We start from the raw sequence: 25,894 nt of genomic DNA, 5'->3' as shown, positions 1-25,894 counted from the left end.
GATCAATCCAGGTTGCGGTGGTAGGACAACGCTTCACTGTGCCGGGCACTGGAGCGGCCGATAGACAGCCCGCAGCCACGCACCACGGCGCCGGCAGTGTCGAGCAACGAGATGGCAGTGACCATGGCCATGGCCCCCAGGCGCCGGGCTCCGTGCAGGGGCGGCAGGTCCTGGTGGTTGAGGGCCCGCAGGCTGTAGCCCAGGCGCCCGACCATCACGCACAAAGGCCCCAGCGGCCCACTGCGCCCGAGCCATTGCAGCCAGCCCGGCATGTAGGCGCGCACCAGGTACGGGGTCAGGCCGACGCTGTCGCCGCCCCTGAGCCAGCGCAGCTTGAACACCTCGCCCTGGCTGTCGGGCAGCCGGTGCTCGGTATGCGCCGCCGGCGCATAGGCCACCGCCACCCCCGCCGCTTGCAGGCGCAGGCCCATGACCTGGCAATGGGCACGATAGATGCCAGCCAGGGGTTCGTAGCGATACTGCTCGAAGGTGGCACAGCGAAAAGCCACGTTGTTGGCGTAGAAGTTACGCGTGGCGCCGTGGCGCAAGGGGCTGGGGAAATACATGAAGTCGATGGCGGTCAGCGCACTGCCGGCGACGCTCGGCGCGTAGCTGGTGCGCCCGGCCACCGCCACGGGCGCCTCGGGTTGCACAAAGGGCAGCAGCAATTCTTCCAGCCAATGGGCATCGGGCAGGCAGTCGGCATCGGCGAATACCACGTACTGGCAGCGCGCCTGGTCGACGCCATCGAAACCGACATTCTTGGCATCGTAGTAACCGGTGCCGGCATCGATCTCGATGAACTCCAGCGCACAGCCGGCCAGGCTGCACAGCGCCTGGCGTGCCTCAAGGTCGAGGCCGTCATGGGTGATGATCCATTGGGCAAAAGCCTGGGGCGCCAGACTTTGCAGGGCCAGCCGGGCAATCAGCCGCTGGAGGCTGCTCAAGGCTTCGCCTGCATTCTTGCCGCCGCGCAGATTGTTGGTTTCCAACACCAGTGCGGTCTGGGCAGCAATCCCTTGCAGGCGCGTGAACAGGTCATCGCCGGAAGGCAACTGCGACATCCTGGCTGTCGTTTCTTGGCTATCCATTTCGCAGTGTCTCTGAAAAAAGCAGGGCCGCCGGGGGGCGTGACGGGCGCAATCACAGCATTATTCCGGGGATTATTCAAACACCGGCTGCGCCGGTTGTGATGCCCCGCGCAATCGCTTCTGGCCACCCATGTCATCCGCCAGGTAAGCCGCTCCCTGGCATCGCTGCAACGATTGGGGCTCTGACGGCAGAACTCGCTCCCCCCTAGAAGCGCGCCGCCAGCTGCTGATACAGCGCCATAGGCAAGCTGATTCCTTCTATTTGCGCCCGGGCCCAGGCCTGCTGCTTGGCCTGCCCCGGAGGGTGAACCCCCAGGGTGGCCAGGCGCTGCATCTGCCGCGCCAGTCGAGCCTCGAACTGCTCGTCGAGCAGGTGCGGGGCGATGGCGATCACCAGCAGGCCCGAACCCGGCGATTGTGCGCCGCTTCGAAAATCGGGCGCATCCAGCGACCAGTTGCCCCGGGCGACACCGCCGGCGAGCACTTCGACCAGCAAGGCGATGTTGGCCCCGCGACTGCCGCCGAACGCCAGCAAGGCACCGTGCATGGCCTCCCGGGCACTCAGGGTGGCTGCGCCCTGGGCATCCACTGCCCAGCCTTCGGGGATCGCCTCCCCGGCCTCGGCCGCCTTGAGGAGGTTGACGAAGGCCGTGGCGCTGCTGGCCTGGTCGATCAGCAGCAGGCGCCCGTCGCCGCAGGGAGCGGCGAAGGCCAGGGGGTTGGTGGAATAAATCGGCTGGCGCTGGCCGGCCACGGTCAACAGCGCCGGGCCGTTGCAAAACGCCAATGCCACCAGGCCTTCGGCGGCCAGGCGCCGGGTGTAGTAGCCCAGCTCGCCACAGGTAAACCCGTTGTGCAGGGCAAACAGGCTGATTCCCAACTGCCGGGTGCTGTCACACACAGCGCCAAAGGCCTGATCGAACCCCAGTTGCGCAATGCCCGCGCGCGCATCGCAACGGATCATCGCCGGGGCTACCTGGGTGATCAGTGGCTTGGCCAAGCCCGCTATGCGCCCGCTGGCAAACCCGTGCAGGTAATCGGCCAGATGCTCGAAACCCACACTGGCCAGGCCATGACCCTGGGCCGATACCGTGGCCTCGGCCAGAGCCTGGGCCACTTCCTGGCTGCTGCCCGCCTGCAGGCAGCAGCGCTGGGCAAAATCCCTGGCCTCTGCCAGCGACAGACACTTGAACGCTGCACTCTCTTGCATCGATTGCTCCCTGACGCTGCTGCACAACCGCCCTGGCCACCGGGCCCGGGGCTGCGGGTCATTCCACCAGGCGTGGCGCCCCCACGTTGGCGGCTTGTTTATCCAGGCCGAACGAGCCGAGTATCTCGGCAATTTCGCCAGAAGCATGCAAGGCCTGGATGTTTTCATTGAGCGCCACACTCAGCGCCGTATTGGCCTTGGTGTGGGGAAAACTGGTCTGCCCCGGCTCCAGGGTAGCCTTAACCCGCGGGTCGGGCTCCGAGACCTTGATGCTCATGCCCCGGTAGGCACCCTTCTGCTGCGAAGCCACACCCACCGCAAAGCTGTCGATGCCCAGCGCAATCCGCTTGGCCGCCAGGTCCTGGGCCATGGCCACCGGGTTGGGGTAGAGCACCAGATTGTCGCCAAAGGCCTTTTTCAAGTCGTCGACCCACAGGTAACCCTGCACCGTGCCGATGCGCTGGCCTTCGAGCTCGGAGATTTTCGAATAGCCCTCGCTGGAAATGATCCCCATCACGTCCAGGTACAGCGGCGCGGTCAGACCCAGGACCTTGCTGCGCTCGGCGGTACGGTACCAGTCGCCGATGCCGACGTCGGCCCGCCGTGCGATCACCGACTGGACCACCGCCGCCGGGTCCACCACTGTCAGCTTGATATCCAGGCACTCCCTGGCAGCGATGCGCTTGATGATTTCACCATCGACCCCGCTCAACTGGTTGCCCGGCCCGGGGATCGAGTACGGCGGGAAGACCCAGGCCGCGACGCTCAACACCCCCGGAGTCAGGGTTTCAAACGAGTGGGCCGGCTTGCAGTCGGCCAGAGCCTGGGGGGCACCGAGCAGCACCAAACCTCCCCCCAGGGAGGAACAAAGGAACGCCCAACGAACAATGCGTTTGAATGAACGGATCATGGCTTCACCTGTGCATGGGTTGCGTTAAGAGAATGGCAGCCGAAAGACGGCTCGAGCAGGTCATGCGTGCTGGCTGGGGGCCAGTTTTTTCTCCAGCGCCGCCACGCCCAGGGTCGCGGGCGCACACACAGCGGCATACATCAGGCCGGCCAGGGTCAGCACCGGCATGTACTCGAAGGTGGATGAACCGATGGCCGAGGCGCGGCTGACGATCTCCGGGAGCGCGATGGTGAAACACAACGACGCGGCCTGGAACATCATGATCGAGAACCCCAGCAACGACGGCAGAGCCACCCGCAACGCCTGGGGCAAGATGATGAAACGCAGTGCATCGAAGCGGTTCAGGCCGATCACCTCGGCCGCCTCGTTCTGCCCCTGGGCCACCGCCTCGATGCCGCCACGGATGATCTCGCTGGTGTAGGCCGCAGTGCAGTAGGCCAGCGCCAGGGCTGCCGCCCAGAAAGAACTCAGGGTCAGGCCCGCCGAAGGCAGGCCGAAATAGAAGTACTGCAACAGGATCAACGCCGGCGCGCCACGCCCCAGCTCGACTATCAGCAACGAGGGGTAGCGCACTGCCCGGCGGGGCGCCGACACACCCAGCGCCAGCAACAACCCAAGGCCCACCCCCAGTGCCAGGCTGGCGGCGGTGACCTGAATTGACAGCACAAAGCCCTTCCACAGCTCGGGAAACCAGGCCATCCACATCGTCAGGATCTCGTTCATCGGGCAATCCTCTGCTTCAGGGTGGCCGACAGCCAGCGCGAGAACAGCGCCACCGGTACGCTGAGAATCAGGTAGACCAGCGCCGCCACGCTGTACACCTCCAGCCCTTGAAAGGTTTGCTGGGACATCTGGTACGCCTGGAAGCTGACGTCACCGACACCGATGGTCGAGGCCACGGCCGAGTCCTTGAGCAAGCCAATGGCATAGGTGGCCGAGGTGGGAATGGCGATGCGCACCAGTTGCGGCAGCATCACATCGAAAAAGCGCTGGGGCGCCGACAGATTGAGCACCTGCGCCGCCTCGTACTGCCCCTGGGGGATCGCCGCAAAGGCACCGCGATATACCTCCGACATATGCGCCGCGGTGATCAGCCCCAGGCCCAGCACCGCGGCAGCGAACGGCGACAAGGCGATGTAGCCGCCTCCGATGCCGAAGAAGATGAAGAACAGCCAGACGATGGGCGGTATCGAACGCAGGGTCAGCACCAGGATCGCCGCCAGCCAGCGACACAGCTTCAGGTTCGACAGACGCAGGGCACAGAGTGGAAAGCCCAGCACCACGCCGATGCAGAAAGCGCCCAGGGTCACGCTCAGGGTCCAGGGCACGCCGCGCAACAGGACCAGCAGAATATCCGCCATCAGCGATTCCTCACGGCCTGGAGAAACTGCACCACCCGCGCGTGCTGCGGCTCGCGCATCACCTGGGCGCTGGGCCCCTGCTCGATGATCCGCCCTTCGGCCATCACCACCACCCGGTCGGACACCGTCTCGGCAAAGTGCATCTCGTGGGTCACCACCAGCATCGACATGCCCTCGCGCGCCAGCTCCTTCATCACCGCCAGCACTTCCAGGCCCAGCTCGGGGTCCAGGGCCGAGGTCGGCTCATCGAACAGCATCAGCTCCGGATCCAGCGCCAGGGCCCGGGCGATGGCGATGCGTTGCTGCTGGCCGCCGGAGCAGCGCGCCGGATAGGCGTTGGCCTTGTCCGCGAGCCCCACCCGGTCCAGCAACTGCAAAGAGCGGGCATCAGCTTCCTCGGCCCTGCGGCCGAGGGTGCGGACCTGCGCCAGGCTGACGTTGCGCAGCACCGTAAGGTGCGGAAACAGGTTGAACGACTGGAACACCATGCCGATGCGCCGGCGCAGATTGAGCAGCTCGCTCCGGGGCAGCGGGCGCCCGGCTTCGATAGCCACCCCGCCCATGCTGACCCGCCCCCGGGTCGCGGGCTCCAGTTGGTTGATGCAACGCAGCAAGGTGCTTTTACCCGAGCCGCTGGGGCCGATGATCGCCACCACCTCCCCCTTGGCCATCTCGAAACACACGTCGTGCAATACGGGGTAAGGCCCGAATTGCTTATGGATCGCCTCCAGTCGCAGGAAAGGTTCGGCGCTGGGTACCGGGGGCGGTGCCAGGGGGCTGGCGTTTTCGATCACGGTCATGCTGCTCATTGTTTTTCTCCGGACAGGGTAGACGCCGTGCCTGCAAGAATCAGGCAACAACCACTGCTATCGATCGCCGTCGACTAACGGGGTACGGGAAAGCTTGACCGCTCCAGCAGCGGTAATCAGCACCTGCTCTTCGAGCTTCACGCCTTCATGGCCGCCCCGCTCGCCGATGTAGCTCTCCACCGAGAGCACCATGTTTTCCTCGAAGTGGCCGTCATAGCCCCACTCGGCAAAGTCCACCGCGTAGGCCACGCTGGGGTACTCATCGACCAGGCCCACACCGTGCAGCATCATCATGTAGCGGTTGTGCTCGAACTGCCTGGGCACCGGCCAGCAGCCCTCGGCGAACTCGCGAAACGACAGCCCCGGGCGCAGCAGGTCGAGATTGAAACTGATTTGCTGCGAGGCGATGTCCAGCAGGTCGCGCTGGGCCGCCGTCGGCGCCTTGCCGGGGCAGATGAAGCTGCGGGAGATGTCCGAGAGATAACCGCCCGGGCCCACCATGTCGGTGTCGAAACAGACCATCTCCCCGGCCGCGATGAGCTTGTCCGAGGCGTCCTGGAACCAGGGGTTGGTGCGCGGCCCGGAGTTCAGCAGGCGGCTCTCGGCCCACTCCCCGCCCTGGGCCACGTTGGTCCCGTGCATGATGCTCCACAGCTGGTTTTCGGTGATGCCCGGCACCAGGCTGGCGCGCATGCGGGCAATCGCCAGGTCGCACACATCCATCGACACCCGGTGGCTGGCAATCTCCTGCACCGACTTGATCAGCCGCGCCTGCTCCATCAGCGGCTGGGCATCGAACAGCTGAATGCCCCTGGCCTTGAGCTTTTCCGCGCCCCAGGGGTCGCAGCGGTCCACCGCCAGGCGACGATTGCCGGCGCCATGCCGGGTCAGCAGGTCGGCCACCTCCAGGGCCCAGCGTTCGGCCTTCTCCTCGACCCGTGGGCCGGCCAGGAAATACAGCCAGGGGATCGCCGGGCGAATTTCATCGATGGTCTCGATGTGCTCACTGTTGTGCCGGCTGCTGTCGAACTCGAACAGCACCACCGGGCCATCGGTGGCCACGAATACGTAACGGCTAGGGGAATGCATCACCCACAGGCCGAGGTTATTGGTATCGGTGGCGTAGCGGATATTGATCGGGTCGGCCAGCAGCACGCCGGCGTAATCCTGCTTGCGCAGTTGCTGGCGAATGCGCTCCAGGCGGTACTGGCGCAGCGCCGGCCGGTCGATCGCGGCATAGGCCGCCAGCAGGCCGTGGTCCACCGGGGCCAGGGCATGGCCGGTGACGCTGGCATCACTGCGATAGTGCAGGGGGCTTGGGGGAACGACATTGAGCAGCTCGGTGAAATCGGTATCCGTGTGCATGCAACAACCTCCGCTGGGAAGAGTTTGAGGTTTATCAAAACCAGTCAGACCAACGTTCGGGGCAGTGACTTGACGCTAGGGAAACGGATGACGGCTGTCTTTCTTATTGTGCAAAACAGGGCGCAAGCAGTGGCTAGAGGTCCTTGACCAGGCGCAGTGCGTCGTAAATGGCCGCGTGGGTATTGCGCGATGACACCGCATCGCCGATCCGGAACAACTGGAAACGCCCCTGAGGGTTGGTCACCAGGTTTTGCGCGGTGCCGGCAATCAGGTCCTTGTACTCCACGGCGCCTTCGTTGGTGGCCATGGGCTGCAGTTCGAAATACAGCTCGTCCAGGGGCCGGGTGCCGTGGTTGACCACGATCTGGTCCACCAGTCGGGTTTTCTCCAGGTCGCTGTAGTCGGTGCCAATGGTCGCCAGCAACTGCTCGCCCTGGCGCTCCACGGCCTTGAGCCGGTAAGTAACGGTAAAGGTGGTGTCCAACTGCTGCAGCGAGCGCATGTAAGGCACCAGGTTCATGCCCATCACCTCCGGCGCGAACGAGCGGTCGGGGGTCATGATCTCGGTCCTGGCGCCGCTGCGGGCGATGAACTCGGCAGCCTGCAAACCTGCGTGATCGCCGGCATCGTCGTACACCAGCACATTGCGCCCAGGCTTCACGTCGCCGGAGATGATGTCCCAGCTCGACACCAGCCACTGGTTGCCGCTGTGCAGGACTTCGGTATGGGGCAAGCCGCCGGTGGCGACGATCACCACGTCGGGGTTTTCATCGAGGACCATCGCCGCATCGGCCCAGGTGTTGAAACGAAACTTCACCCCCAGGCGCTCGCACTGCGCCATGCGCCAATCGATGATGCTGATCATCTCCTTGCGCCGCTCGGACTGCGCGGTCAGGCGCACCTGCCCGCCGGGCTGGTCGGCCACTTCCAGCACCAGCACTTCATGCCCGCGCTCGCCGGCGACCCGCGCCGCCTCCAGGCCACCGGGGCCGGCGCCGATGATCAGGACCTTGCGCGGGTGCGCGGCCTTGGGCACCTCGTGGGGCATGCTGGTTTCGCGGCCAGTGGCGGCATTGTGAATGCAGTAGGCGGCGCCGGCGTTGTAGATCCGGTCCAGGCAATAATTGGCGCCGACACAGGGGCGGATTTCATCTTCACGGTTCTCGATGATCTTGCGCACGATGTGCGGGTCGGTCATGTGCGCACGGGTCATGCCCACCATGTCCACCAGGCCCGAGGCAATCGCGTGGCGGGCGGTGGCGACATCGGGGATCTTCGCCGCATGGAAGGTGGGGAAACCGGTCAGGGCACGAATCTCCCCGGCAAAGTCCAGGTGCGGTGCATTGCGCATGCCCTGGATCGGGATGATGTCGGTCAACCCGGCATCGGTGGCGATATTGCCGCGAATCACGTTGAGAAAATCGACCATGCCGCTGTCTTTCAACAGCTGCGAGATGTGCAGCCCCTCCTCTTTCTCAAGGCCGCCGGCCAGCACCTCATCGCCGGTGTAGCGGATGCCGACGATAAACTCCGGGCCCACCCGCTGGCGAATCGCACTCAGCACCTCGAAGGTAAACCGCAGGCGGTTGTGCAATGAACCGCCGTAGGCGCCCTCCAGCTCGTTGGTCAATGGCGACCAGAACTGGTCCATCAGGTGGCCGTAGGCCTGCAGTTCGATACCATCCAGGCCGGCGGCCTGCATGCGTTCGGCGGCGTCGGCGTAATCGCGGATGATGCGTTCGATATCCCAGATTTCCAGCTTCTTGGGAAAGGCTCGGTGTGCCGGCTCCTGATTGTGCGAAGGCGACACCACCGGCAGCCAATCGCCCTTGTCCCAGCGGGTGCGGCGCCCCAGGTGGGTGAGCTGGATCATCACCGCCGCGCCATGCTCGTGGCATTCGTCGGTGAGGTCTTTCATCCAGCCGACCACTTCGTCCTTGTACGCCAGGATGTTGTTGAACACCGGAGGGCTATCGCGGGAGATCGCCGCCGAGCCTGCAGTCATGGTCATGGCCACGCCGGCCTTGGCACGCTCGACGTGGTAGGCCCGGTACAATTTCTTCGGCATGCCCTCTTCGGGGTACGCCGGCTCGTGGGAGGTGGTGATAATGCGGTTGCGAAGTGTCAGGTGCTTGAGGCGATAGGGCTGAAGAAGCGGATCGTTATTCATATCGGTCTCGCATACTGGTCATCAGGCAAGGCAGACGATAGACCTCAATGTACACCAGTGTCAATGATGCTGACAGTGGTGTACATTCGCCCCGTCAAGGTTAAACGGACAAGGAAAAAATGCCCCATGAAAGCAACCAGCAACAATGTGGAAGCTGCCGGCCGCGGCTCTCTGGAAAGCTGGCTCAACGCGGCCTATGAGAGCCTCAAGGAATCGGGAGTGGATGCGGTGCGGGTGATGCCGCTGGCGAAGAAACTCAACCTGTCGCGCACCAGTTTCTACTGGTATTTCCAGGACCGCGAAGCCCTGCTCGAAGCCCTGGTTAATCTGTGGAAGAACAAGAACACCTTGAGCCTGGTGTCACAGTCCGAGGCCTATGCCGAATCCATCACCGAGGCGATTCTCAACGTCTTCGACTGCTGGCTGAACAGCGAATTGTTCGATTCACAGTTCGAGTTCGCCATGCGCAGCTGGGCCCTGCAATCCCCCGAAGTGGCGCACGAGATCCGCCAGGCCGATGCACAGCGGGTGCAGGCCCTGGCACAGATGTTCGACCGTTTCGGTTTCGCCCATGACGCCGCCGTCACCCGCGCGCGCTCGATCTACCTGACCCAGATCGGCTACATCAGCATGAACACCCAGGAACCGATGGCGCAGCGCATGCGCTACATCCCCGAGTACTTGAAGATCTTCACCGGCGTGGAGCCCCTGCCCCGGGAGCTGGACCGGTTCTTCCAGCGCAACGGTTTTTCAGCGGCCGAGCTTTAGAACCGAGGCGGGCCGCCGCTTGGCCCGCCGGCGTTGCTCAATACCTCGTTCAGCCTGGGCCGGTTCGGCCGGGGGCTGAGCAATCTCGACCAGGCATCCCGATGACGCCCCCCACCCCCGTGTAAAAAACCACGCCTGCACGCATTGACAAGGCAGAGGCAAAAACTCAACATGCCAGCACTTGTAGGACAACCAACAACCAACAACTAACAAGTGCCGCTTTTCAACCGTGATGACGCGCGAAAGGCTGTCGAGGGGATGAAATCCATGTCTCACTTGCGACCCGCCACCGACTCGCCGCCTTTGTGCGCGCCCCCTGGAGCAGAGGTCCGGGCCCCGAGCTTCGTAATGCCGGCCGGGGCATGCGACACCCATGCACACGTAATCTCCGGCGATCTTGAGCGCTATCCACTGGTACCCGACCGTAGCTACACCCCGTCTCCGGCACCTGAGGTGCTGTATCTGGAGGTGTTGCGGGCAATGGGGATGCAGCGAGGGGTTTTGGTGCAGCCGAGCGTCTATGGCACCGATAACCGGTACATGCTCGAAGTGTTGCAACGTCATCAGGAGCAACTGAGAGGGGTCGCGGTAGTAGACGAACACGTTGGCGACGACGAACTGGCGCATATGCATGCCTTGGGTGTGCGTGGTCTTCGCATCAACGTTCTGTTTCGAGGCGGAGTGAATCTGGACTTGATGGAGCACCTTGCCCATCGAATTGCCGACCTTGGCTGGCATATGCAGTTTCTGATTGATGTTCGGCTTCTAAGTGAGATTGAGGCTCGGATGGCCAAGTTGCCTTGCGCTGTCGTGATTGATCACTTCGGGCACTTCCCGGCCCATCTGGGCATTAAGGAAGCGGGGTTTGAGTTGCTGCTGAGGAACGTGGCGGAGCACGGTTGGTGGGTCAAGTTGTCGGGCGCTTACCGCCTGAGTGATCAGCGTCCGGACTATGCCGATACAGATGCGCTCGCCCATGCCTTGCTGGCCGTTGCCCCGGAACGAATGGTGTGGGGCAGCGACTGGCCTCACGTAGCACTCGAAAGTACGCCCGACACAAGTTCATTGCTGGATCGCTTGCTTTCATGGGCGCCCAGCGAACGCCAACGACAGAGCATTCTGGTTGATAACCCTGGCGCCCTGTACGACTTCAAATAACAAAAACAATAACCAAGCAGAACTGCGGTGCTGCCCGGAGAATAATAATGAGTTGGTTTAGCGAACTTAATACCGTTGAAAAACGCACCTTCTATTCCGCATTTGGTGGCTGGGCCTTGGACGCCCTGGATTTCATGGTGTTCACCTTTGTCATCGCCTCGCTGATGACCCTTTGGCACATTGACAAGGGTTCAGTGGGGCTACTGAGTACCGTGACGTTACTTTTCTCGTCCATTGGCGGATGGGGAGCGGGCATTCTGGCAGACCGATACGGTCGTGTGCGGTTGCTGCAGATCAGTATTCTGTGGTTCTCGATCTGCACCGTATTGATCGGCTTTGCGCAAAACTTCGAACAGTTATTTGTCCTTCGGGCACTGCAGGGGCTCGGGTTCGGAGGTGAGTGGGCCGTGGGATCGGTACTGATCGGCGAAATGGTTCGAGCACAACATCGCGGCAAAGCCGTGGGTATCGTGCAAAGCGGATGGGCCATTGGCTGGGGCGCCGCCGCACTGCTCTACACACTGTCTTTCAGCTTGCTTCCCGAAGATATTGCCTGGCGGTCGCTGTTTTGGATCGGCATCGTTCCGGCACTTCTGGTCCTCTACATTCGTAAATATGTACCAGAGCCCGAGGTATTCCTGCGGACTAAAAAGCACCAGAGCGAAACAGGCAACTCGGTTCCTTTCTGGCACATTTTCTCACCCTCGCTCCTGCGCACCACGCTGCTATCCGCCCTGCTCTGCATGGGCGTTCAAGGTGGCTACTACGCAATCACCACGTGGTTGCCAGCCTATCTGAAACTGGAAAAGGGCCTGTCGGTCTTTGGCACCGGTAGCTATCTGATGGTCGTCATCATCGGTTCATTCTTTGGCTATGTCTGCGGCGCCTTCCTGTCTGACCGCCTGGGGCGCCGCCCCAACTTCATCATCTTCGCCGTTCTGTCGGCCATCAGTGTGGTCTGCTACATGCAGCTGAACTTGACCAACACTCAAATGCTGTTTCTCGGCTTTCCACTGGGCTTCGCAGCTTCAGGTATCTACAGCGGCATGGGCGCCTTTTTGACTGAGCTTTATCCTTCAGCAGTGAGGGCCAATGGCCAGGCATTCTCCTATAACTTTGGGCGAGCGGTAGGCGCTCTGTTTCCCGGACTCGTAGGCTTTATAAGCGCCAAATACAGCCTCGGCACCGCCATCGCGATCTTCGCGGGAGGAGCCTACTGCCTTGTCCTGGTGGTGACCTTCTTCCTCCCGGAAACCAAGGGCAAGCAATTACACTGAGCCAGCCATCATTTGTTAGAGTAACGCCCACGCAATGTTCGTTACGTGGGCGTTTGACGTTTCAAGCTTTTGAAACTGACATTTGATGACTGAGTAAAATGACTATAAAAGCAATTGGCCGACGCGATCACTTCTCGGTTGAAATTTTTCGTCACCTGGAAAGCGAAATACGTGAAGGTCGACTCCGCCCAGGTGATCGCATCCCCACGGAAAGCCGGTTGGCAGAGGCTTTTGCCGTTAGCCGAAATGTAGTGCGTGAAGCTGTCGCTCGGCTCAATTCGGCCGGCCTCGTCGTCAGTCGCCAGGGGCTTGGGGTATTTGTTGCAACCGAAGCCAACCAAAGCAGCTTCCGGATTACTCAAGAGGAGCTCACCGATAGCACCAAGCTGCGTCAACTGTATGAGCTGCGCCTGGACCTCGAAGTCGCCGCGGCCGCCATGGCCGCCAGACGCCGGTCACTCAGTCAGTTGAACAAGATTGAAGCGGCACTGGACACCCTGCGCGCCAGTATCCAAAACCGTCAGGACATGGTGGAACACAGCCTGCAGTTCAAGCGCGCAATTGCCGATGCCACAGGCAATGAATACTTTCGCAACTTCATCATTTTTCTGTGTAGCCACGTCTACGAAGCGGCGTTACTGGAGAACCACCTGGTTCGCTCCAGCGACCTTGGCGAGACGCTACTGGCTGAGCATCAGGCGATCTTCGAAGCGATCAGGCTCGGCGATCCCGACCTTGCCAGACGAGTCACCTGGCAACAAATCATCAACTCCGCCGAACGCAACGGATTGCGAGGATTGCAAGGCTGGGAAATCACTCGGATGAGTTCGCTGGGAGAGACCTACGCACCGCAATGCGCAGGCCCGGACCCTGAACCTCGTACATTGCCACGCGCCTTGCCTGACGGCGCGTGCGACTGCCACTTCCACGTTTTTGGTGACGAGAATGGCCAACCCTTCTCTCCTCACCGCTCCTACACGCCGCCGCCCGCTCCACTGGAGGCATTTCAACGCGTCCAAAAAACCCTGGGGCTAAGTCGCGGGGTCATCGTCCAACCCAGCGTCTATGGGGCGGACAACAGCACAACGCTCGCGGCCCTGAAAGAAGCGGGCAGCGCATTCCGCGGCGTTGTGGTGATCGATGCCGATACCGATACAGAAACCTTGTGGGCAATGCATCGCCTCGGGGTGCGCGGCGTGCGCGTCAACCTGATCTTCAAAAGCGGTGTTGAGGTATCGGATGTTGCAGCGCTGGCAGAAAAAGTCGCGCCACTTGGCTGGCACCTACAGCTACTGATCGATATCACCGAGTTCGCCGACTTGTACGAGACCGTGGCCAGCCTGCCCGTCGCAGTCGTCATCGACCACATGGGGCACATGCCCACCAGTTGCGGGCTGGGCCATCCAGGATTCACCGACCTGCTGCGGCTGTTAAAAGAAGGTCGTGTGTGGGTCAAGCTTTCGGGGGCTTATCGCTTTACAGCATCGAAGGACTTCCCTTACGACGACGTAACGCCCTACGCTCGGGCGTTGATCGAAGCGAATCCAAACCGCTTACTGTGGGCGAGCGACTGGCCACATCCTTGTATACCGGTACCCATGCCCAACGATGCCAGTCTGCTGGAGATGCTGTTTAACTGGGTTGAAAACGATGACGCGCTCATCAAGCAGATTTTGGTTGATAACCCTGCAAAGCTCTATGGGTTCTGATACCGCTCGACGATCTGCGCACATCGGTTTTCGCTGGGCCGATGGCCTCCAATCAATACCTGAAGAAACGCGAGGCGGCCAAGCCGCCTCAGGCTTGTGCCAATCAGCATCCTGAAGATGGGGTGGCAGTGTCGCGCAGGAACCTCAGCAACGCCTGGAGCGGGTGCAGGACAAGCTGCCCGTCCTTGCGCTTGACCTGGCTTCGACACGAGTACCCATCCGCCAGCAGGCGCCCTGCCCCATTAAGACGGGCCACCAATGGCCCCCAGGACTGTCGGTAAATAACCTCGGACGTCTCGGCATTTTGTGTTTCGTGCCCGTAGGTTCCGGACATTCCACAACACCCACTGGCTTGCACCTGCAACCTCAAGCCGACTCGCGCATAGATCGTCTGCCACAGGCCCACACTGCCCGGCTCGTTGGTTTTCTCGGTGCAGTGCGGCAGGAAGTAGTAAGTACCTTCGTCGGCGCTCACCGCTGATTGCACAAGCACCTCCACAAGCCATTCCTGCGGCAGCAGGACCGCTGGGGCCTGGTCCTCACCCAGGGTCTTGACGTACTCCTGGCGGTAAACCAAGGTCATCGCTGGATCAAGCCCCACCAACGGAATCTGATATTGATGCAATTCGCGAAGCGATCGGGCGTTGAAATGCGCGGCTTGTTCGAATGCCTTTAGAAAGCCCTGAACCTGCAGCGGCTTGCCATTGGCCGCGAACGGCGCGATGTACACCTCAAACCCGAGCCTGGAAATCAACTCGATCCAGTCCGCGAGCAGCGGTGTCTCGAAATAACGGGTGAAGGCGTCCAGCACGAGAATAACGCTGCGTTTACGCTGCGCCTCGTCCAGCCCTTCAAGAAGCGCTGGCGACGCCACGCGCACCTTCCAGCGGCGGCAAACGTCATCAAAATTCAGCAAGCTCAGCAGCGGGCTGTCGACCATACCGGCAACGCGCCGAAGAAACGCCCCCACCATCCCAGAACCGATGATCCCGTTGTACAAGCGCGGCACACGGGCCAAGTAGGGAATCGTGTACTCCAGAGAACCGATGAGGTAATCCTTCAATGGGCGCAGATATCGGCTGTGGTATAGCTCGAGGAATCGCGAGCGAAAGTCGGGCACGTTGACTTTCACCGGGCACTGACCCGCACAGGACTTGCAGGCGAGGCACCCTGCCATCGCCTCGTAGACCTCATGGGAAAAGTCTTTCTGGCCCATCTTGTGCGCAACCGTATTGGCAGCACGCCTGGCGAAGCGGATCACCGTGGCCGCTAAAGGGCGAGCCCCTTGTGAAACCAACACATCGACACCTTGCTGCCCCTGCAAGCGCAGCCACTCCCGGACCAGAGAAGCGCGCCCCTTGGGCGAGTGAATTCTATTTCGAGTGCCCTTCCAGGAAGGGCACATGGCGTCATCGGGGTCGAAGTTGTAGCAGGCGCCATTGCCGTTGCAATGGACCGCGGCGTCGTAATGCAACCACACCCGCTCATCAATCGTACGATCCAGCTCGCCGCGCAACGTGACCTCATCAACTCGAGTCAACCGAGCGTCAGGTAGCGTGTGTGGCGTGGCGATTTTTCCCGGGTTGAGTTGGTTGTACGGGTCAAAAGCCGACTTGAGTTCCTGCAGCGCCGGATAGAGTTCGCCGAAGTAGTCCGGCACATATTGCGACCTCAACCCTTTGCCATGCTCCCCCCAGAGCAAGCCACCGTGCTTTTGCGTCAGCTCGGCGACGGCATCGGAAATGGGCTGGATCAAGGCCGCCTGAGCGGGGTCTTTCATATCCAGAATCGGCCGCACATGCAGGACCCCGGCGTCAACGTGGCCGAACATGCCATATTCCAAACCATGGCTATCCAAAAGCGCCCGAAATTGCGCAATGAAATCAGCCAGGTTCTCGGGAGGAACCGCAGTATCTTCAACGAACGGCTGGGGCCTGGCGGAACCTTTGACATTCCCCAGCAGCCCCACCGCACGCTTGCGCATCGCGTAAACCCGCTTCAATGCCTCTGCACCGATGGCAAGGGTGTGCCCCAATCGCACCACACTGGTGTCCTGCTGAAGGTGCCGGACAAACTCATGAACACGCAGCTGAACCACTTCCTCATCGTCGCCGCTGAACTCCACCAGGTTGATTCCCAGGGTTGGCACATCGGGGTCTTGGGGAAAGTACTCGGCGACTCCGTGCCAGACGATGTCGTTCATGGCCAGCCCGAGGACCTTGGAGTCGACCGTCTCGATGGACAATGGCTCGAGCTGCATCAACGCCTTGGCATCGCGCAATGCATCCATGAAGCCCGCGTAACGTACGTTGACAAGGATCGAGTACTTGGGGATGGGCAACACATTCAGCGTGGCTTCAACAATGAAACCCAGTGAGCCTTCGGACCCACACAGGACACTGTTCAGATTGAATCGGTCATTCGGCTCACGCAGATGCGCCAGGTCATATCCCGTCAAGCAACGGTTCAACTTGGGAAAGGTATGCTCGATGAGTTCGGCGTAATCATGGGCGATCTGCGAAGCACATCGATAAATTGCCCCAACCTTGTCGTCGCGATGTGCTTGCGCCTGCCAGCAATCTCGCTCCAGGACTGCACTATCGAGCCGCTCCCCGCCTATCAGAATGGTAGAAAGCGCCAGGACGTGGTCACGGGTTTTTCCGTAGGTACAGCTTCCCTGACCGCTTGCGTCGGTATTTATCATCCCGCCGATCGTGGCCCGATTCGACGTCGACAACTCCGGTGCAAAAAACAGTCCGTGCGGTTTCAACGCTGCATTGAGCTGGTCCTTGACCACACCGCTTTGCACACGCACCCAGCGCTCCTCGACGTTGATCTCAAGGATGCCGTGCATATGACGCGACAGATCCACCACAACGCCGCTCGTCAACGATTGGCCATTGGTTCCGGTTCCGCCGCCACGCGGCGTGAGCACCACCGAACTGAACGACGCCAGCGCCGCAAGGCGGGCCAAGAGCTCGACATCTTGCACATTTCTGGGAAACACCGCGGCTTGAGGCAGACGCTGATAGATCGAGTTGTCGGTTGCCAGCACTGTCCTCACAGCATGATCGCGAGCAATTTCTCCCTGGAATCCTTCTTTCTCAAGGCGAGCCAGGAACAACTCACAGGGTTCGTTTTTAGTTTCGTGGGGAGGCAACCTGGCAATCATGGTGGAATTCCTAGCGGCGATACGGCTAATCTGAGCATTCTCGTTATGTATGCTTCCTAGCCCGAGGCCTGGCTCAGGACAAAGGCCTTTCCACCGATTTTGTGGGGACAAGACAATTCACACAAACGTAAAACCTGCAGCATTTCCATGAGCTTTATGAATGAACCCACGAAGACTGACCCCCTCGATGTCCCTGCTGATCGCTTTCGAGGCAGCAGCCCGACATTGCAGCTTTACCAAAGCGGCAGACGAACTTGCCCTGACTCAAAGCGCTGTCAGCCGGCAAGTGCAGGCTCTGGAATCACAGCTTGAGGTCTCGCTGTTCAAACGTGAGGGAAGAAGAATCGAACTCACCGCTGCCGGCGCGCTTTACCAGCATGAACTCACTGCCGCACTGGGCCGAATTCGAAGCGCTACCCTGCAGACAATTGCCTTCAAGGAGGAAGAAGGCCCATTGAACCTCGCGGTACTGCCGACCTTCGGTTCAAAATGGCTGCTGCCCAAAATGCATGAATTTTATGCGCGTCATCCCAGGAGCCTGGTGCACGTCCACTCGAGGATCATTCACGCCGACAATCCATCCAGCGTGAGCGACATGCAGGCCATCATCTACGCGGGAAAAGGCGACTGGCCGGGCTACGTATCGCACCTTTTGCTACAAGAAAAACTGGTGGTTGTCGCCAGCCCCAAAGCGCTGCCGGACAGCCTTGAGATGTCGCTCAACGATGTCACCAATCATTTGTTGTTGAATGTCGTTTCTCGACCCAATAGCTGGTCCGATTGGTTTGACCTCAACAAACTGGACCACCAGAAAATGCGGACAGGCCCAAGCTTTGAGCTCACGGCTCACCTTATACAGGCGGTATCCGCTGGCGTCGGCATTGGGCTGGTTCCCGATATTCTGGTGCAAGACGAAATCAAATCCGGGGCACTGGTAAAACTGTTTGGCCCTATGGAAAGCGGTCGCAATTACTATCTGACCTGCGCAGCGCGCTATCAGCATTATCCGGCGCTTGAAACATTCAGCGCCTGGCTGTTATCCGAGAGTGCCATCGTGAGTGCCTGAACAGGCCAGGGGCCGGATGTTCATCACCGCTCCAGCAACGAACCGATTCAGCGCTGCCCGGATTCAAGCCTTTTGAGAAGAACTCAACTCCTGGATTTGAAGGCGCTGGATGGTGCTGGATTTCAGTGAAGCCCGCAGAAACGAAAAAAGGACCCGAAGGTCCTTTTTTCGATCGCTGCAGAATTCGTGGAACTCTGCAGCGCTATGTTTGGAGCGGGAAACGAGACTCGAACTCGCGACCCCGACCTTGGCAAGGTCGTGCTCTACCAACTGAGCTATTCCCGCAACGTCTTGGTGTTGCGCATTCTATAGAAATCCGAATGCGCGTCAAGCCTTTGATTCAAAAAAACTTATTTTTTCTCGTTATCAGTTTTCAGGTGCGGCCAGGCGGCTCGCAGATACTGCAGCATGGACCACAGGGTCAGGCCCGCTGCCGCCAACAGCAAGGCGTAACCTACCAGCACCCAGAAACTGAAGTCCGAGGGATTGGCCAGCAAAATCACCAGCGCCAGCATTTGCGCCGCCGTTTTCCACTTGCCCATGTTCGACACCGCCACCTGCGCGCGCGCGCCGAGCTCGGCCATCCACTCGCGCAGCGCCGAGATGACGATTTCACGACCGATGATCACCGCGGCGGGCAAGGTCAGCCACAGGTTGTGATGCTCCTGCACCAGCAGCACCAGGGCCACCGCCACCATCAGCTTGTCGGCCACCGGGTCGAGGAACGCACCGAACGGCGTGCTCTGCTGCAGGCGCCGCGCCAGGTAGCCGTCCAGCCAGTCGGTGGCGGCCGCGAAGGCAAACACTGAACTGGCGGCCATGTAGCTCCAGCTATAGGGCAAATAGAACAGCAAAATGAAAATCGGGATGAGCAGGACGCGTAGAACGGTGATCAGATTAGGGATATTCATCGGCACAACTGGCTACGAGGTGATTGGGCATTCTACTCGCTGTGCAGGTTTGCATAAATCAACTCTGCGAGCTTTTTACTGATTCCCGGTGCTTTGGCAATCTCGTCGATGCTTGCACGGGACAGTTCCTGCAATCCACCAAAATGTTTGAGAAGGTCCCGCCGACGCTTCGGCCCGACGCCCGCCACCCCTTCCAGGGTCGAGGTACGCCGGGTCTTGCCACGCCGTGCGCGGTGACCGGTGATCGCGAAGCGGTGAGCCTCATCGCGGATTTGCTGGATCAGGTGCAGCGCCGGCGAGTCACCCTTGAGGGTGAATTCATGGGCTGCGTCGTTCAGGTACAGGGTTTCGAATCCGGCCTTGCGGGTCGCGCCCTTGGCCACGCCGAGCAGGATCAGGTCCGGCACCGCCAGCTCATTGAGCACATCCCGAGCCATGGACAGCTGGCCCTTGCCGCCGTCCACCAGAAGGATGTCCGGCAGCTTGCCCTCGCCGTCCTTGAGCTTGCTGAAGCGCCGGGTCAGGGCCTGGTGCATGGCGGCGTAGTCGTCGCCGGCGGTCACGCCTTCGATGTTGTAGCGCCGGTAGTCGGACTTCAGCGGCCCTTCCGGCCCGAATACCACGCAGGAGGCTACAGTGGCCTCGCCGCTTGAATGGCTGATGTCGTAGCACTCCAGGCGCTGCGGCGGCTCGTCCAGGTTCAGCACCTCGGCCAGGGCTTCGAAACGTGCGGCCACGTGCTGGCGGTTGGCCAGGCGCGCGCTCAGGGCCTGCTCGGCGTTGGTTACCGCCAGTTGCTGCCAGCGGGCGCGGGTACCGCGTACCCGGTGGCTGATGGTCAACTCGCGCCCGCGCAGCTCGTCGATGGCGGCGATCAGGGTCGGGAAGTCCTCATGGACCACGTTGACGATCAACTCGGAAGGCAGGTCGCGTTCCGGGCTGCTGACAAAATACTGGCCGAGGAACGCCGACATGACTTCGGCCACGTCCTCCTCGATACCCACCTGGGGAAAGAAGTTCTTGCTGCCCAGTACCCGGCCGCCGCGCACGCTGATCAGGTGCACACAGGCGCCGCCCGGGTTGACGAAGGCCGCCACCACATCCACATCGCCCGTGCCACCTTCCATGCTCTGCTGGTCCTGGACCCGACGCAGCAGGGAGATCTGGTCCCGCAGTTCGGCGGCCTTTTCGAAATCCAGGGTGCTGGCGGCGGCTTCCATGGCGGTGGAGAGTTCGTCGGTCAGGGCATTGCTGCGCCCCTCCAGGAACATCACCGAGTGGCGCACGTCCTCGGCATAGACCTCAGGCTCCACCAGGCCGACGCAGGGCGCCTTGCAGCGTTTGATCTGGTACTGCAGGCAGGGCCGCGTACGGTTCTTGTAGTAGCTGTCCTCGCACTGGCGGACCATGAAGGTCTTCTGCAACAGGCTGAGGCTTTCGCGGATGGCGCCGGCGCTGGGATAAGGGCCGAAATACTTGCCCTTCTGCTTCTTCGCCCCGCGATGGATGCTGAAACGCGGAAAGTCGCCCTCCGAAAGAAACACGTAGGGGTAGGACTTATCGTCGCGCAGGAGAATGTTGTACGGCGGCCGCCACTCCTTGATCAGCGTCTGCTCCAGCAGCAGCGCTTCGGTTTCATTGGCGGTGATGGTGGTTTCGATCTGCGCGATGCGCGCCACCAGGGCGGCGGTCTTCGGCGCCTGGCCGGTCTTGCGGAAATAGCTGGAGAGCCGGTTCTTCAGGTTCTTGGCTTTACCGACGTAAAGCAGGCGTGCATCGCTGTCGAACATGCGATACACACCGGGGCGGCCACTGCAGGTAGAAAGAAAGGCACTGGGATCAAACTGGTCGGTCATTTCAGAGGCTGGCATCAACCATGCCGTGACGAACCGCCAATAGCGTCAACTCGACATCGCTGCTGATCGAGAGCTTCTCGAAAATGCGATAGCGGTAGGTATTCACGGTTTTCGGCGACAGGCACAGCTTGTCGGAGATGATCTGCACCTTCTGGCAGCCGACAATCATCAGCGCAATCTGGATCTCCCGTTCCGACAGGGCGTCGAACGGTGAATCACTGGAAGGCTGGAATGACTTGAACACCAATTGCTGAGCGATCTGCGGGCTGATATAGCGCTGGCCGGCAAATACCAGGCGGATGGCCTGGACCATTTCGTTCAGACCGGCGCCCTTGGTCAGATAGCCCGCCGCACCCGCTTGCAGCAAGCGGGTAGGAAAGGGATCTTCCTCGCAGACGGTGACCGCCACGACCTTGATGTCCGGATGACTGCGCAGCAGTTTGCGCGTGGCTTCGAGGCCGCCGATGCCTGGCATCTTGACGTCCATCAGGACCACATCGGGCTTCAGCTCCCGCGCCTTGAGCAGGGATTCTTCCCCTGACTCCGCCTGCCCGACTACTTGCAGGCCATCGATGTCAGCCAACATTCGTGTAATGCCCGTACGAACGAGATCATGGTCATCGACTACTAGCACCCTTATCAAGCAGACACCTCGCGATATGGTCTTTACAGGTTGCCCGACACCTTAGCAAAAAAGCGGCGTACAAACCTAATCACAAGCGCTATATAAAAAACATCCGGGCGCAATAACGGTCCTACCCCCGTGCACATCGAAAGAGGCCAGCGCCCCTCACTCTCGTACCTGGGCCTTGCGCCTCTCGCCCTGGCTTGCCGAAAGCTCGGCCAGGGTACTGGTCAGGCGGCAGATAGCATCCTGATCCTCCTTGAACAGCGCCCGATAGCAATCCAGGACCTTTTCCTCGGTCTGACTCAGCCCGCCGCTCTGGATCGGGATCCGGCTGCCGGTCAGCACATACAGCACATCCACCCCTTTTGCCGCCACCCGGGACAGATAATCCGCCTTGGGTGCACGATCACCACTTTCATATTTACCCTGGGCGTTGGCTTCAACCCCGCCTATTTCACCAAAAACTTTCTGCGACAGTCCCAGGCGTTCTCGCTCCTGCCTCAACCGCGAACCGATTCCACTCATTTGGATGTATGATCCCATCTGATACACCCCAAGGGGGTGTCATACTCTTCAAGCATTGAACAAATTTGAACGGTTTTGAACTATGCCCGGTATCCGCACTGCCGCACAAGCCAAGGCCTGGCTGGAACATCAAGGTAAATCGGTTCAACAATTTGCTCGTGAACACGGGGTTGACCCGGCCACTACCTATCAGGTGCTGGCAGGCCGCAAGAAAGGCAAACGAGGGGAAGCGCACAAGGTCGCGGTGCTACTGGGAATGAAGGACGGCATCATCCTCGAGGATGCGCCCGCGATAGATCCCAACGCACAGTAAAGCCTGCGGAAGGGCGTTGCGCTCAGGCGTCGCCAAGCCTTCCGGCAAGCGAATCAGACAAGCGCTCCATGCGCCAGAAGCAATCATCCTCTCCCACCACCCGCAACCCCATCCGCTCATACAGCCGCTGTGCGGGATTGCCCTTGAACACAGTCAGGCGCAACAACCCTCGGCGCTCCTGGCGAGCCAGCTCCAGCACCTGCTCCAGCGTCCAGGCACCGGCGCCCTGCCCCCGGAAAGCCTCCAGCACATGCAATTCGCGGACATACAGCGCCTGCGCATCCCGGCTCAGGCTGACAAACCCCAGCACCCGGGCACCCTGGCAGATCAGCAGGTTCCTGCGGCCGGCCCAGGCCACATCGAAGGCTTCGTCCTGCCACAGCAAGTCGTTGCGAATGTAATAGCCGAGCATGGTGGAACGGGTCAGGTCGCGGGCGAACGCCAGGTCCGAATCAACCGCCGGGCGTAATGAAAAGCCGTCCATCAATGGCTCACCTCTAGCACCTGCGCCTGCCATTCCCCAGTACCACCGCGGACAATCAACAAAGCCTCGCCCACACCCTCGACGGCGCCCATTAACCGGCCCCGGGCATCCCAGGCCGCGCTGCGTCCGGCGCAGGCCCACCCACCGCTGGGGCCGCCGTGGTTGGCCATCAGCACCAGCATTCCGTGTTCCTGGGCGTATCCCTGGAGCTGCGCGCTATCGGCAGCGTAGCCACCTTCGCTGATCAAGACCCCGGCAGCATAGATCCCGGCGCCGGCATCGGCCGCCGCCTGCACATGGCTGGCGTGGCAGAAGTCCGCGCAGACCGCCAAAGCCACGGTTTCGCCACCGATAGGCAAAGGTGCGCCGCCCCGGCCTGCGACAAAAGCGCGCTCTTCTCCTGCATGCAGGTGCTGCTTGGTGTAGACCGCCAGCGAACCGTCGCCGCCCAGCACCAGAGCGCCAATCAGCACCGGCCCGTCAACAGACAGGCGGATCGGCATCCCCACCACCGCCGTCAGTTCCAGCTCCCGGGCCAGATCCCGCAGCGGCCGCAATTGCGGTGCATCCGGCATCAGCGCCAGTTCGGCCGCCAATTGCGGCTCATAGCCGGTCAGCGACAGCTCGGGAAACACCAGCAACTGCACGCCCTGCGCCGCTGCCAATTGCATCAACTGCTGATGCCGGGCCAGGTTGGCCGGTAGATCGCCCGCGATGGACACCGTTTGGGCAGCAGCGAGGGTCAGCACGGACATGAACATTCCTTGGAGGGCGAACAGGCGGGAGCAGCGAGTGTGGCATAAATCCCCTGCAGGCTTAATCCATAGCCGCCGCGGGCTGCGCCGATAGAAATTACTGATTGAATCCCGGCACCAGCCTCTAGTAAGCTCGTCCACACTTTACGGAGAAACCCATGTTGTCCAAGACCCCTTCCCTGCACCGCCACACTGCCAGCGCACTGCGCTCGGTCGCGGCTGCCTGGGTCAACGGCACTCGGGCTCCGGCCAGCTTTTATTTTGGGTATTGGTTTAGCCACTGGCGCGCCTGATACCCAACCGGCGCCCACTTCAACGGGTCGCCTACCAGAGAAATCTCAACCCCCGGTCGGCCTCCCGACCGGGGGTTTTGTTTTTTCCGGCACTGCATTTTCAACCACGACTTTCAGCGACACACCGAACTTACTGAGGATTGCTCCATGAACTACTCCACCTATTACCGCTACGACATGTTTTGCGCCTGGCGATTTAGCAGCCCCCGCTCGGGACAGCCTGCCGCCTCCGATCGGTCACCTACCGGTGGCAATTGCACACTTATGGCCAGTACGGCCAATTGTCGAACACCCCAGTAGGGTCGCGCGCGGGACATAACCCGCCGCCCGCCCAGGAAGACCGCACATGAACTCGTCCGTATCCGCCCTGCCCCTGTCCGCCCACGTCAGCGCCAATGAAACCCTGACCCAGCGCCTGCCCAGCTCCCTGGAACTCAAGCAGCAACTGCCGCTGTCCCTGGCCTTGAACCAACAAGTCGCCGCTCACCGCCAGGCGGTGCGCGCCATCCTCGAAGGTCGCGACCCACGCCTGCTGGTAGTCGTCGGCCCCTGCTCCATCCACGACCCGCAATCGGCCCTGGAATACGCCGCCAACCTGGCCCGCCTGGCCGATGAAGTGCGCGACCAGATGCTGCTGGTGATGCGCGCCTACGTGGAAAAGCCCCGTACCACCGTCGGCTGGAAAGGCCTGGCCTACGACCCCCGCCTGGATGGCAGCGACGACATGGCCGGCGGCCTGCACCTGTCCCGTGAACTGATGCGCGAGATGCTGCGCCTGGGCCTGCCGGTTGCCACCGAACTGTTGCAGCCCATGGCCGCCGGCTACTTCGATGACCTGCTGAGCTGGGTCGCCATTGGTGCGCGCACCACCGAATCGCAGATCCACCGCGAGATGGCCAGCGGCCTGGACATGCCCGTGGGTTTCAAGAACGGCACCGACGGCGGTGTCGCTATCGCCTGTGACGCCATGCGCTCGGCGGCCCACCCGCACCGCCACTTCGGCGTCGACAGCCAGGGCCACCCGGCGGTCATCCAGACCCCAGGCAACCCCGACACCCATCTGGTGCTGCGCGGTGGCCATCGCGGGCCCAACTACGACCGCCAGAGCGTGGCCCAGGTCCAGCAGGACCTGCAGAAGCTGAAGATCCCGGCGCGGATCATGGTCGATTGCAGCCATGCCAACAGCGGCAAGGATCCGCTGCGTCAGCCGGCGGTGTTCAACGAGGTACTGGAGCAGCGCTTGCAGGGCGATACCTCGCTGATGGGGGTGATGCTGGAAAGCCACCTGTTCGAAGGCTGCCAGCCCCTGAGCGCGAACCTGCGCTACGGCGTTTCGGTGACCGACGGCTGCCTGGGCTGGGACGCCACCGAACAATTGCTGCGCAATGGCGCGCAACAACTGCGACACGCAGACAAGGCCGCAGCCGTCCCCGCCTGAGCAGCACCGCCCCCGCAGGAGCTGGCTTGCCAGCGAAGGCGTCCTCAAGAGCAGCGTCTCCTCCAAGGACCTCTTCGCCGGCAAGCCGGCCCCTACAGGACCCTCACCACTCATCCCCCGCAGGCGCCAGGCGGCAATGCCTTGAAGGAACTTTGAGAAGAAATAGCCACCTGAATCCGGTAGGCTCTCAACTTTCTTGAAAGGAGCAACATCCATGGCCAAAGCCACTGCCCGTCACATCCTGGTTGCCAGCGAAGCCAAGTGCAACGAACTCAAAGCCGAAATCGAAGCCGGCGCCGACTTTGCCGAAGTCGCGAAAAAGAACTCCACCTGCCCTTCCAGCCGTGACGGCGGCAACCTGGGCTCCTTCGGCCCAGGCCAGATGGTCAAGGAATTCGACACCGTGGTGTTCAGCGCTCCGGTAAACGTGGTGCAAGGCCCGGTGAAAACCCAGTTCGGCTACCACCTGCTGGAAGTCACCAGCCGCCAGGACTGATCCCCAAGCGCCTGCGTCTGCTCAACGGCCCGCCTTTTGGTGGGCCGTTGCGCATGGACGCCAGGCTCTGCCCAAAGCGGATGCGGCTGGCCAGTCACGCGCCGCTAGCGTACAAATCGTGGTCATCGA

23 protein-coding genes and 1 tRNA gene are annotated in these 25,894 nt (G+C 61.4%); 8 read left to right on the top strand and 16 right to left on the bottom strand.

Translation table 11 applies throughout. The annotated features are described in order from the left end of the window. Positions 1-2 precede the first annotated feature (2 nt). The 8 genes from BM382_RS00760 to BM382_RS00725 all read right to left on the bottom strand — a co-directional run bounded on the left by BM382_RS00760 (position 3) and on the right by BM382_RS00725 (position 8,916). Positions 3-1,064, bottom strand: coding sequence for a glycosyltransferase family 2 protein (locus BM382_RS00760; RefSeq protein WP_019094848.1), 1,062 nt, complete (start codon positions 1,062-1,064; stop codon positions 3-5). 232 nt (positions 1,065-1,296) lie between these two features. After that, positions 1,297-2,301 (bottom strand): Ldh family oxidoreductase, encoded by a 1,005-nt coding sequence (locus BM382_RS00755; protein ID WP_072441391.1) that lies wholly within the window; start codon positions 2,299-2,301, stop codon positions 1,297-1,299. 58 nt (positions 2,302-2,359) lie between these two features. Next, positions 2,360-3,211, bottom strand: coding sequence for a substrate-binding periplasmic protein (locus tag BM382_RS00750; RefSeq protein WP_072441388.1), 852 nt, complete (start codon positions 3,209-3,211; stop codon positions 2,360-2,362). Between the two features lie 60 nt (positions 3,212-3,271). Beyond that, complete coding sequence (locus tag BM382_RS00745) at positions 3,272-3,934, bottom strand: amino acid ABC transporter permease (protein ID WP_072441385.1); 663 nt, start codon at positions 3,932-3,934, stop codon at positions 3,272-3,274. Next, a complete protein-coding gene (locus tag BM382_RS00740) occupies positions 3,931-4,572 on the bottom strand; it encodes an amino acid ABC transporter permease (RefSeq protein WP_011061829.1) in 642 nt (213 codons plus the stop codon). Before BM382_RS00740 ends, BM382_RS00745 begins: the two co-directional genes overlap by 4 nt. Beyond that, positions 4,572-5,381, bottom strand: a complete 810-nt coding sequence (locus BM382_RS00735) for an amino acid ABC transporter ATP-binding protein (protein WP_072441382.1) — start codon at positions 5,379-5,381, stop codon at positions 4,572-4,574. The genes BM382_RS00740 and BM382_RS00735 overlap by 1 nt, the downstream gene beginning before the upstream one ends. A 57-nt stretch (positions 5,382-5,438) precedes the next feature. Next, on the bottom strand, positions 5,439-6,746 hold the full coding sequence (locus tag BM382_RS00730) for a M24 family metallopeptidase (RefSeq protein WP_011061831.1): 1,308 nt from the start codon (positions 6,744-6,746) through the stop codon (positions 5,439-5,441). 133 nt (positions 6,747-6,879) lie between these two features. After that, positions 6,880-8,916, bottom strand: coding sequence for an NADH:flavin oxidoreductase (locus BM382_RS00725; protein WP_011061832.1), 2,037 nt, complete (start codon positions 8,914-8,916; stop codon positions 6,880-6,882). A 126-nt stretch (positions 8,917-9,042) separates the two neighbouring features. Between BM382_RS00725 and BM382_RS00720 the strand changes: the two genes are divergently transcribed. The 4 genes from BM382_RS00720 (at position 9,043) to BM382_RS00705 (ending at position 13,828) form a co-directional block, all read left to right on the top strand. After that, a complete protein-coding gene (locus tag BM382_RS00720; protein WP_011061833.1) occupies positions 9,043-9,684 on the top strand; it encodes a TetR/AcrR family transcriptional regulator in 642 nt (213 codons plus the stop codon). Between the two features lie 348 nt (positions 9,685-10,032). Continuing rightward, a complete protein-coding gene (locus BM382_RS00715) occupies positions 10,033-10,842 on the top strand; it encodes an amidohydrolase family protein (protein WP_239690434.1) in 810 nt (269 codons plus the stop codon). Positions 10,843-10,889: 47 nt separating this feature from the next. Further along, positions 10,890-12,119 carry an MFS transporter gene (locus tag BM382_RS00710; protein ID WP_011061835.1) on the top strand — a complete coding sequence of 410 codons (1,230 nt, stop codon included), beginning with the start codon at positions 10,890-10,892 and terminating at the stop codon, positions 12,117-12,119. A 98-nt stretch (positions 12,120-12,217) separates the two neighbouring features. Beyond that, a complete protein-coding gene (locus tag BM382_RS00705) occupies positions 12,218-13,828 on the top strand; it encodes an amidohydrolase family protein (protein ID WP_019094842.1) in 1,611 nt (536 codons plus the stop codon). Between the two features lie 103 nt (positions 13,829-13,931). Here the strand turns inward: BM382_RS00705 and BM382_RS00700 are convergent, their stop codons facing one another. Further along, positions 13,932-17,000, bottom strand: a complete 3,069-nt coding sequence (locus tag BM382_RS00700; protein ID WP_015636007.1) for a D-2-hydroxyglutarate dehydrogenase YdiJ — start codon at positions 16,998-17,000, stop codon at positions 13,932-13,934. 160 nt (positions 17,001-17,160) lie between these two features. Here BM382_RS00700 and BM382_RS00695 point away from each other — a divergent pair, with 160 nt between their 5' ends. Beyond that, positions 17,161-18,066 carry a LysR substrate-binding domain-containing protein gene (locus tag BM382_RS00695; protein WP_015636008.1) on the top strand — a complete coding sequence of 302 codons (906 nt, stop codon included), beginning with the start codon at positions 17,161-17,163 and terminating at the stop codon, positions 18,064-18,066. 209 nt (positions 18,067-18,275) lie between these two features. On the opposite strand, the gene BM382_RS00690 is transcribed toward BM382_RS00695, so the two are convergent. From BM382_RS00690 to BM382_RS00670, 5 genes are all read right to left on the bottom strand, one after another. Continuing rightward, positions 18,276-18,351: transfer RNA gene (locus BM382_RS00690), tRNA-Gly, on the bottom strand. Between the two features lie 65 nt (positions 18,352-18,416). Beyond that, entirely contained in the window at positions 18,417-18,977 is a 561-nt protein-coding gene (pgsA, locus tag BM382_RS00685) for a CDP-diacylglycerol--glycerol-3-phosphate 3-phosphatidyltransferase (protein WP_011061839.1), read from the bottom strand. A 32-nt stretch (positions 18,978-19,009) separates the two neighbouring features. Continuing rightward, positions 19,010-20,833 carry an excinuclease ABC subunit UvrC gene (gene uvrC / locus BM382_RS00680; RefSeq protein ID WP_072441374.1) on the bottom strand — a complete coding sequence of 608 codons (1,824 nt, stop codon included), beginning with the start codon at positions 20,831-20,833 and terminating at the stop codon, positions 19,010-19,012. 1 nt (position 20,834) lies between these two features. Then, positions 20,835-21,476 (bottom strand): response regulator transcription factor GacA, encoded by a 642-nt coding sequence (uvrY, locus tag BM382_RS00675; protein WP_011061841.1) that lies wholly within the window; start codon positions 21,474-21,476, stop codon positions 20,835-20,837. A gap of 147 nt (positions 21,477-21,623) precedes the next feature. After that, on the bottom strand, positions 21,624-21,986 hold the full coding sequence (locus BM382_RS00670) for a helix-turn-helix domain-containing protein (protein ID WP_011061842.1): 363 nt from the start codon (positions 21,984-21,986) through the stop codon (positions 21,624-21,626). An 82-nt stretch (positions 21,987-22,068) separates the two neighbouring features. Between BM382_RS00670 and BM382_RS00665 the strand changes: the two genes are divergently transcribed. Next, entirely contained in the window at positions 22,069-22,299 is a 231-nt protein-coding gene (locus BM382_RS00665) for a DNA-binding protein (RefSeq protein WP_011061843.1), read from the top strand. 22 nt (positions 22,300-22,321) lie between these two features. Here the strand turns inward: BM382_RS00665 and BM382_RS00660 are convergent, their stop codons facing one another. After that, positions 22,322-22,783: a GNAT family N-acetyltransferase gene (locus BM382_RS00660; RefSeq protein WP_011061844.1), complete on the bottom strand. Its 462-nt coding sequence runs from the start codon at positions 22,781-22,783 to the stop codon at positions 22,322-22,324. Beyond that, on the bottom strand, positions 22,783-23,538 hold the full coding sequence (locus BM382_RS00655) for a carbon-nitrogen hydrolase family protein (protein WP_072441370.1): 756 nt from the start codon (positions 23,536-23,538) through the stop codon (positions 22,783-22,785). The genes BM382_RS00660 and BM382_RS00655 overlap by 1 nt, the downstream gene beginning before the upstream one ends. Before the next feature lie 639 nt (positions 23,539-24,177). Here BM382_RS00655 and BM382_RS00650 point away from each other — a divergent pair. Together BM382_RS00650 and BM382_RS00645 are read left to right on the top strand one after the other, a co-directional pair. Continuing rightward, positions 24,178-25,269: a 3-deoxy-7-phosphoheptulonate synthase gene (locus tag BM382_RS00650; RefSeq protein ID WP_053159199.1), complete on the top strand. Its 1,092-nt coding sequence runs from the start codon at positions 24,178-24,180 to the stop codon at positions 25,267-25,269. Positions 25,270-25,483: 214 nt separating this feature from the next. Continuing rightward, positions 25,484-25,765, top strand: coding sequence for a peptidylprolyl isomerase (locus BM382_RS00645; RefSeq protein WP_007924449.1), 282 nt, complete (start codon positions 25,484-25,486; stop codon positions 25,763-25,765). The last annotated feature ends 129 nt before the right edge of the window (positions 25,766-25,894 follow it).

It is taken from the genome of Pseudomonas sp. NFPP25, assembly GCF_900116505.1.
In the GTDB taxonomy this organism is placed as follows: domain Bacteria; phylum Pseudomonadota; class Gammaproteobacteria; order Pseudomonadales; family Pseudomonadaceae; genus Aquipseudomonas; species Aquipseudomonas protegens.
The sequence above is the reverse complement of the archived record's forward strand: the minus strand, read 5'-3'. Positions and strand labels throughout refer to the sequence as shown.

Excerpts from the sequence above, each read along its gene's own strand:
- BM382_RS00760 (WP_019094848.1), bottom strand. The coding sequence starts at position 1,064 with ATGTCGCAGTTGCCTTCCGGCGATGACCTGTTCACGCGCCTGCAAGGG.
- BM382_RS00755 (WP_072441391.1), bottom strand. The coding sequence starts at position 2,301 with ATGCAAGAGAGTGCAGCGTTCAAGTGTCTGTCGCTGGCAGAGGCCAGG.
- BM382_RS00750 (WP_072441388.1), bottom strand. The coding sequence starts at position 3,211 with ATGATCCGTTCATTCAAACGCATTGTTCGTTGGGCGTTCCTTTGTTCC.
- BM382_RS00745 (WP_072441385.1), bottom strand. The coding sequence starts at position 3,934 with ATGAACGAGATCCTGACGATGTGGATGGCCTGGTTTCCCGAGCTGTGG.
- BM382_RS00740 (WP_011061829.1), bottom strand. The coding sequence starts at position 4,572 with ATGGCGGATATTCTGCTGGTCCTGTTGCGCGGCGTGCCCTGGACCCTG.
- BM382_RS00735 (WP_072441382.1), bottom strand. The coding sequence starts at position 5,381 with ATGAGCAGCATGACCGTGATCGAAAACGCCAGCCCCCTGGCACCGCCC.
- BM382_RS00730 (WP_011061831.1), bottom strand. The coding sequence starts at position 6,746 with ATGCACACGGATACCGATTTCACCGAGCTGCTCAATGTCGTTCCCCCA.
- BM382_RS00725 (WP_011061832.1), bottom strand. The coding sequence starts at position 8,916 with ATGAATAACGATCCGCTTCTTCAGCCCTATCGCCTCAAGCACCTGACA.
- BM382_RS00720 (WP_011061833.1), top strand. The coding sequence starts at position 9,043 with ATGAAAGCAACCAGCAACAATGTGGAAGCTGCCGGCCGCGGCTCTCTG.
- BM382_RS00715 (WP_239690434.1), top strand. The coding sequence starts at position 10,033 with ATGCCGGCCGGGGCATGCGACACCCATGCACACGTAATCTCCGGCGAT.
- BM382_RS00710 (WP_011061835.1), top strand. The coding sequence starts at position 10,890 with ATGAGTTGGTTTAGCGAACTTAATACCGTTGAAAAACGCACCTTCTAT.
- BM382_RS00705 (WP_019094842.1), top strand. The coding sequence starts at position 12,218 with ATGACTATAAAAGCAATTGGCCGACGCGATCACTTCTCGGTTGAAATT.
- BM382_RS00700 (WP_015636007.1), bottom strand. The coding sequence starts at position 17,000 with ATGATTGCCAGGTTGCCTCCCCACGAAACTAAAAACGAACCCTGTGAG.
- BM382_RS00695 (WP_015636008.1), top strand. The coding sequence starts at position 17,161 with ATGAACCCACGAAGACTGACCCCCTCGATGTCCCTGCTGATCGCTTTC.
- pgsA (WP_011061839.1), bottom strand. The coding sequence starts at position 18,977 with ATGAATATCCCTAATCTGATCACCGTTCTACGCGTCCTGCTCATCCCG.
- uvrC (WP_072441374.1), bottom strand. The coding sequence starts at position 20,833 with ATGACCGACCAGTTTGATCCCAGTGCCTTTCTTTCTACCTGCAGTGGC.
- BM382_RS00670 (WP_011061842.1), bottom strand. The coding sequence starts at position 21,986 with ATGAGTGGAATCGGTTCGCGGTTGAGGCAGGAGCGAGAACGCCTGGGA.
- BM382_RS00665 (WP_011061843.1), top strand. The coding sequence starts at position 22,069 with ATGCCCGGTATCCGCACTGCCGCACAAGCCAAGGCCTGGCTGGAACAT.
- BM382_RS00660 (WP_011061844.1), bottom strand. The coding sequence starts at position 22,783 with ATGGACGGCTTTTCATTACGCCCGGCGGTTGATTCGGACCTGGCGTTC.
- BM382_RS00655 (WP_072441370.1), bottom strand. The coding sequence starts at position 23,538 with ATGTCCGTGCTGACCCTCGCTGCTGCCCAAACGGTGTCCATCGCGGGC.
- BM382_RS00650 (WP_053159199.1), top strand. The coding sequence starts at position 24,178 with ATGAACTCGTCCGTATCCGCCCTGCCCCTGTCCGCCCACGTCAGCGCC.
- BM382_RS00645 (WP_007924449.1), top strand. The coding sequence starts at position 25,484 with ATGGCCAAAGCCACTGCCCGTCACATCCTGGTTGCCAGCGAAGCCAAG.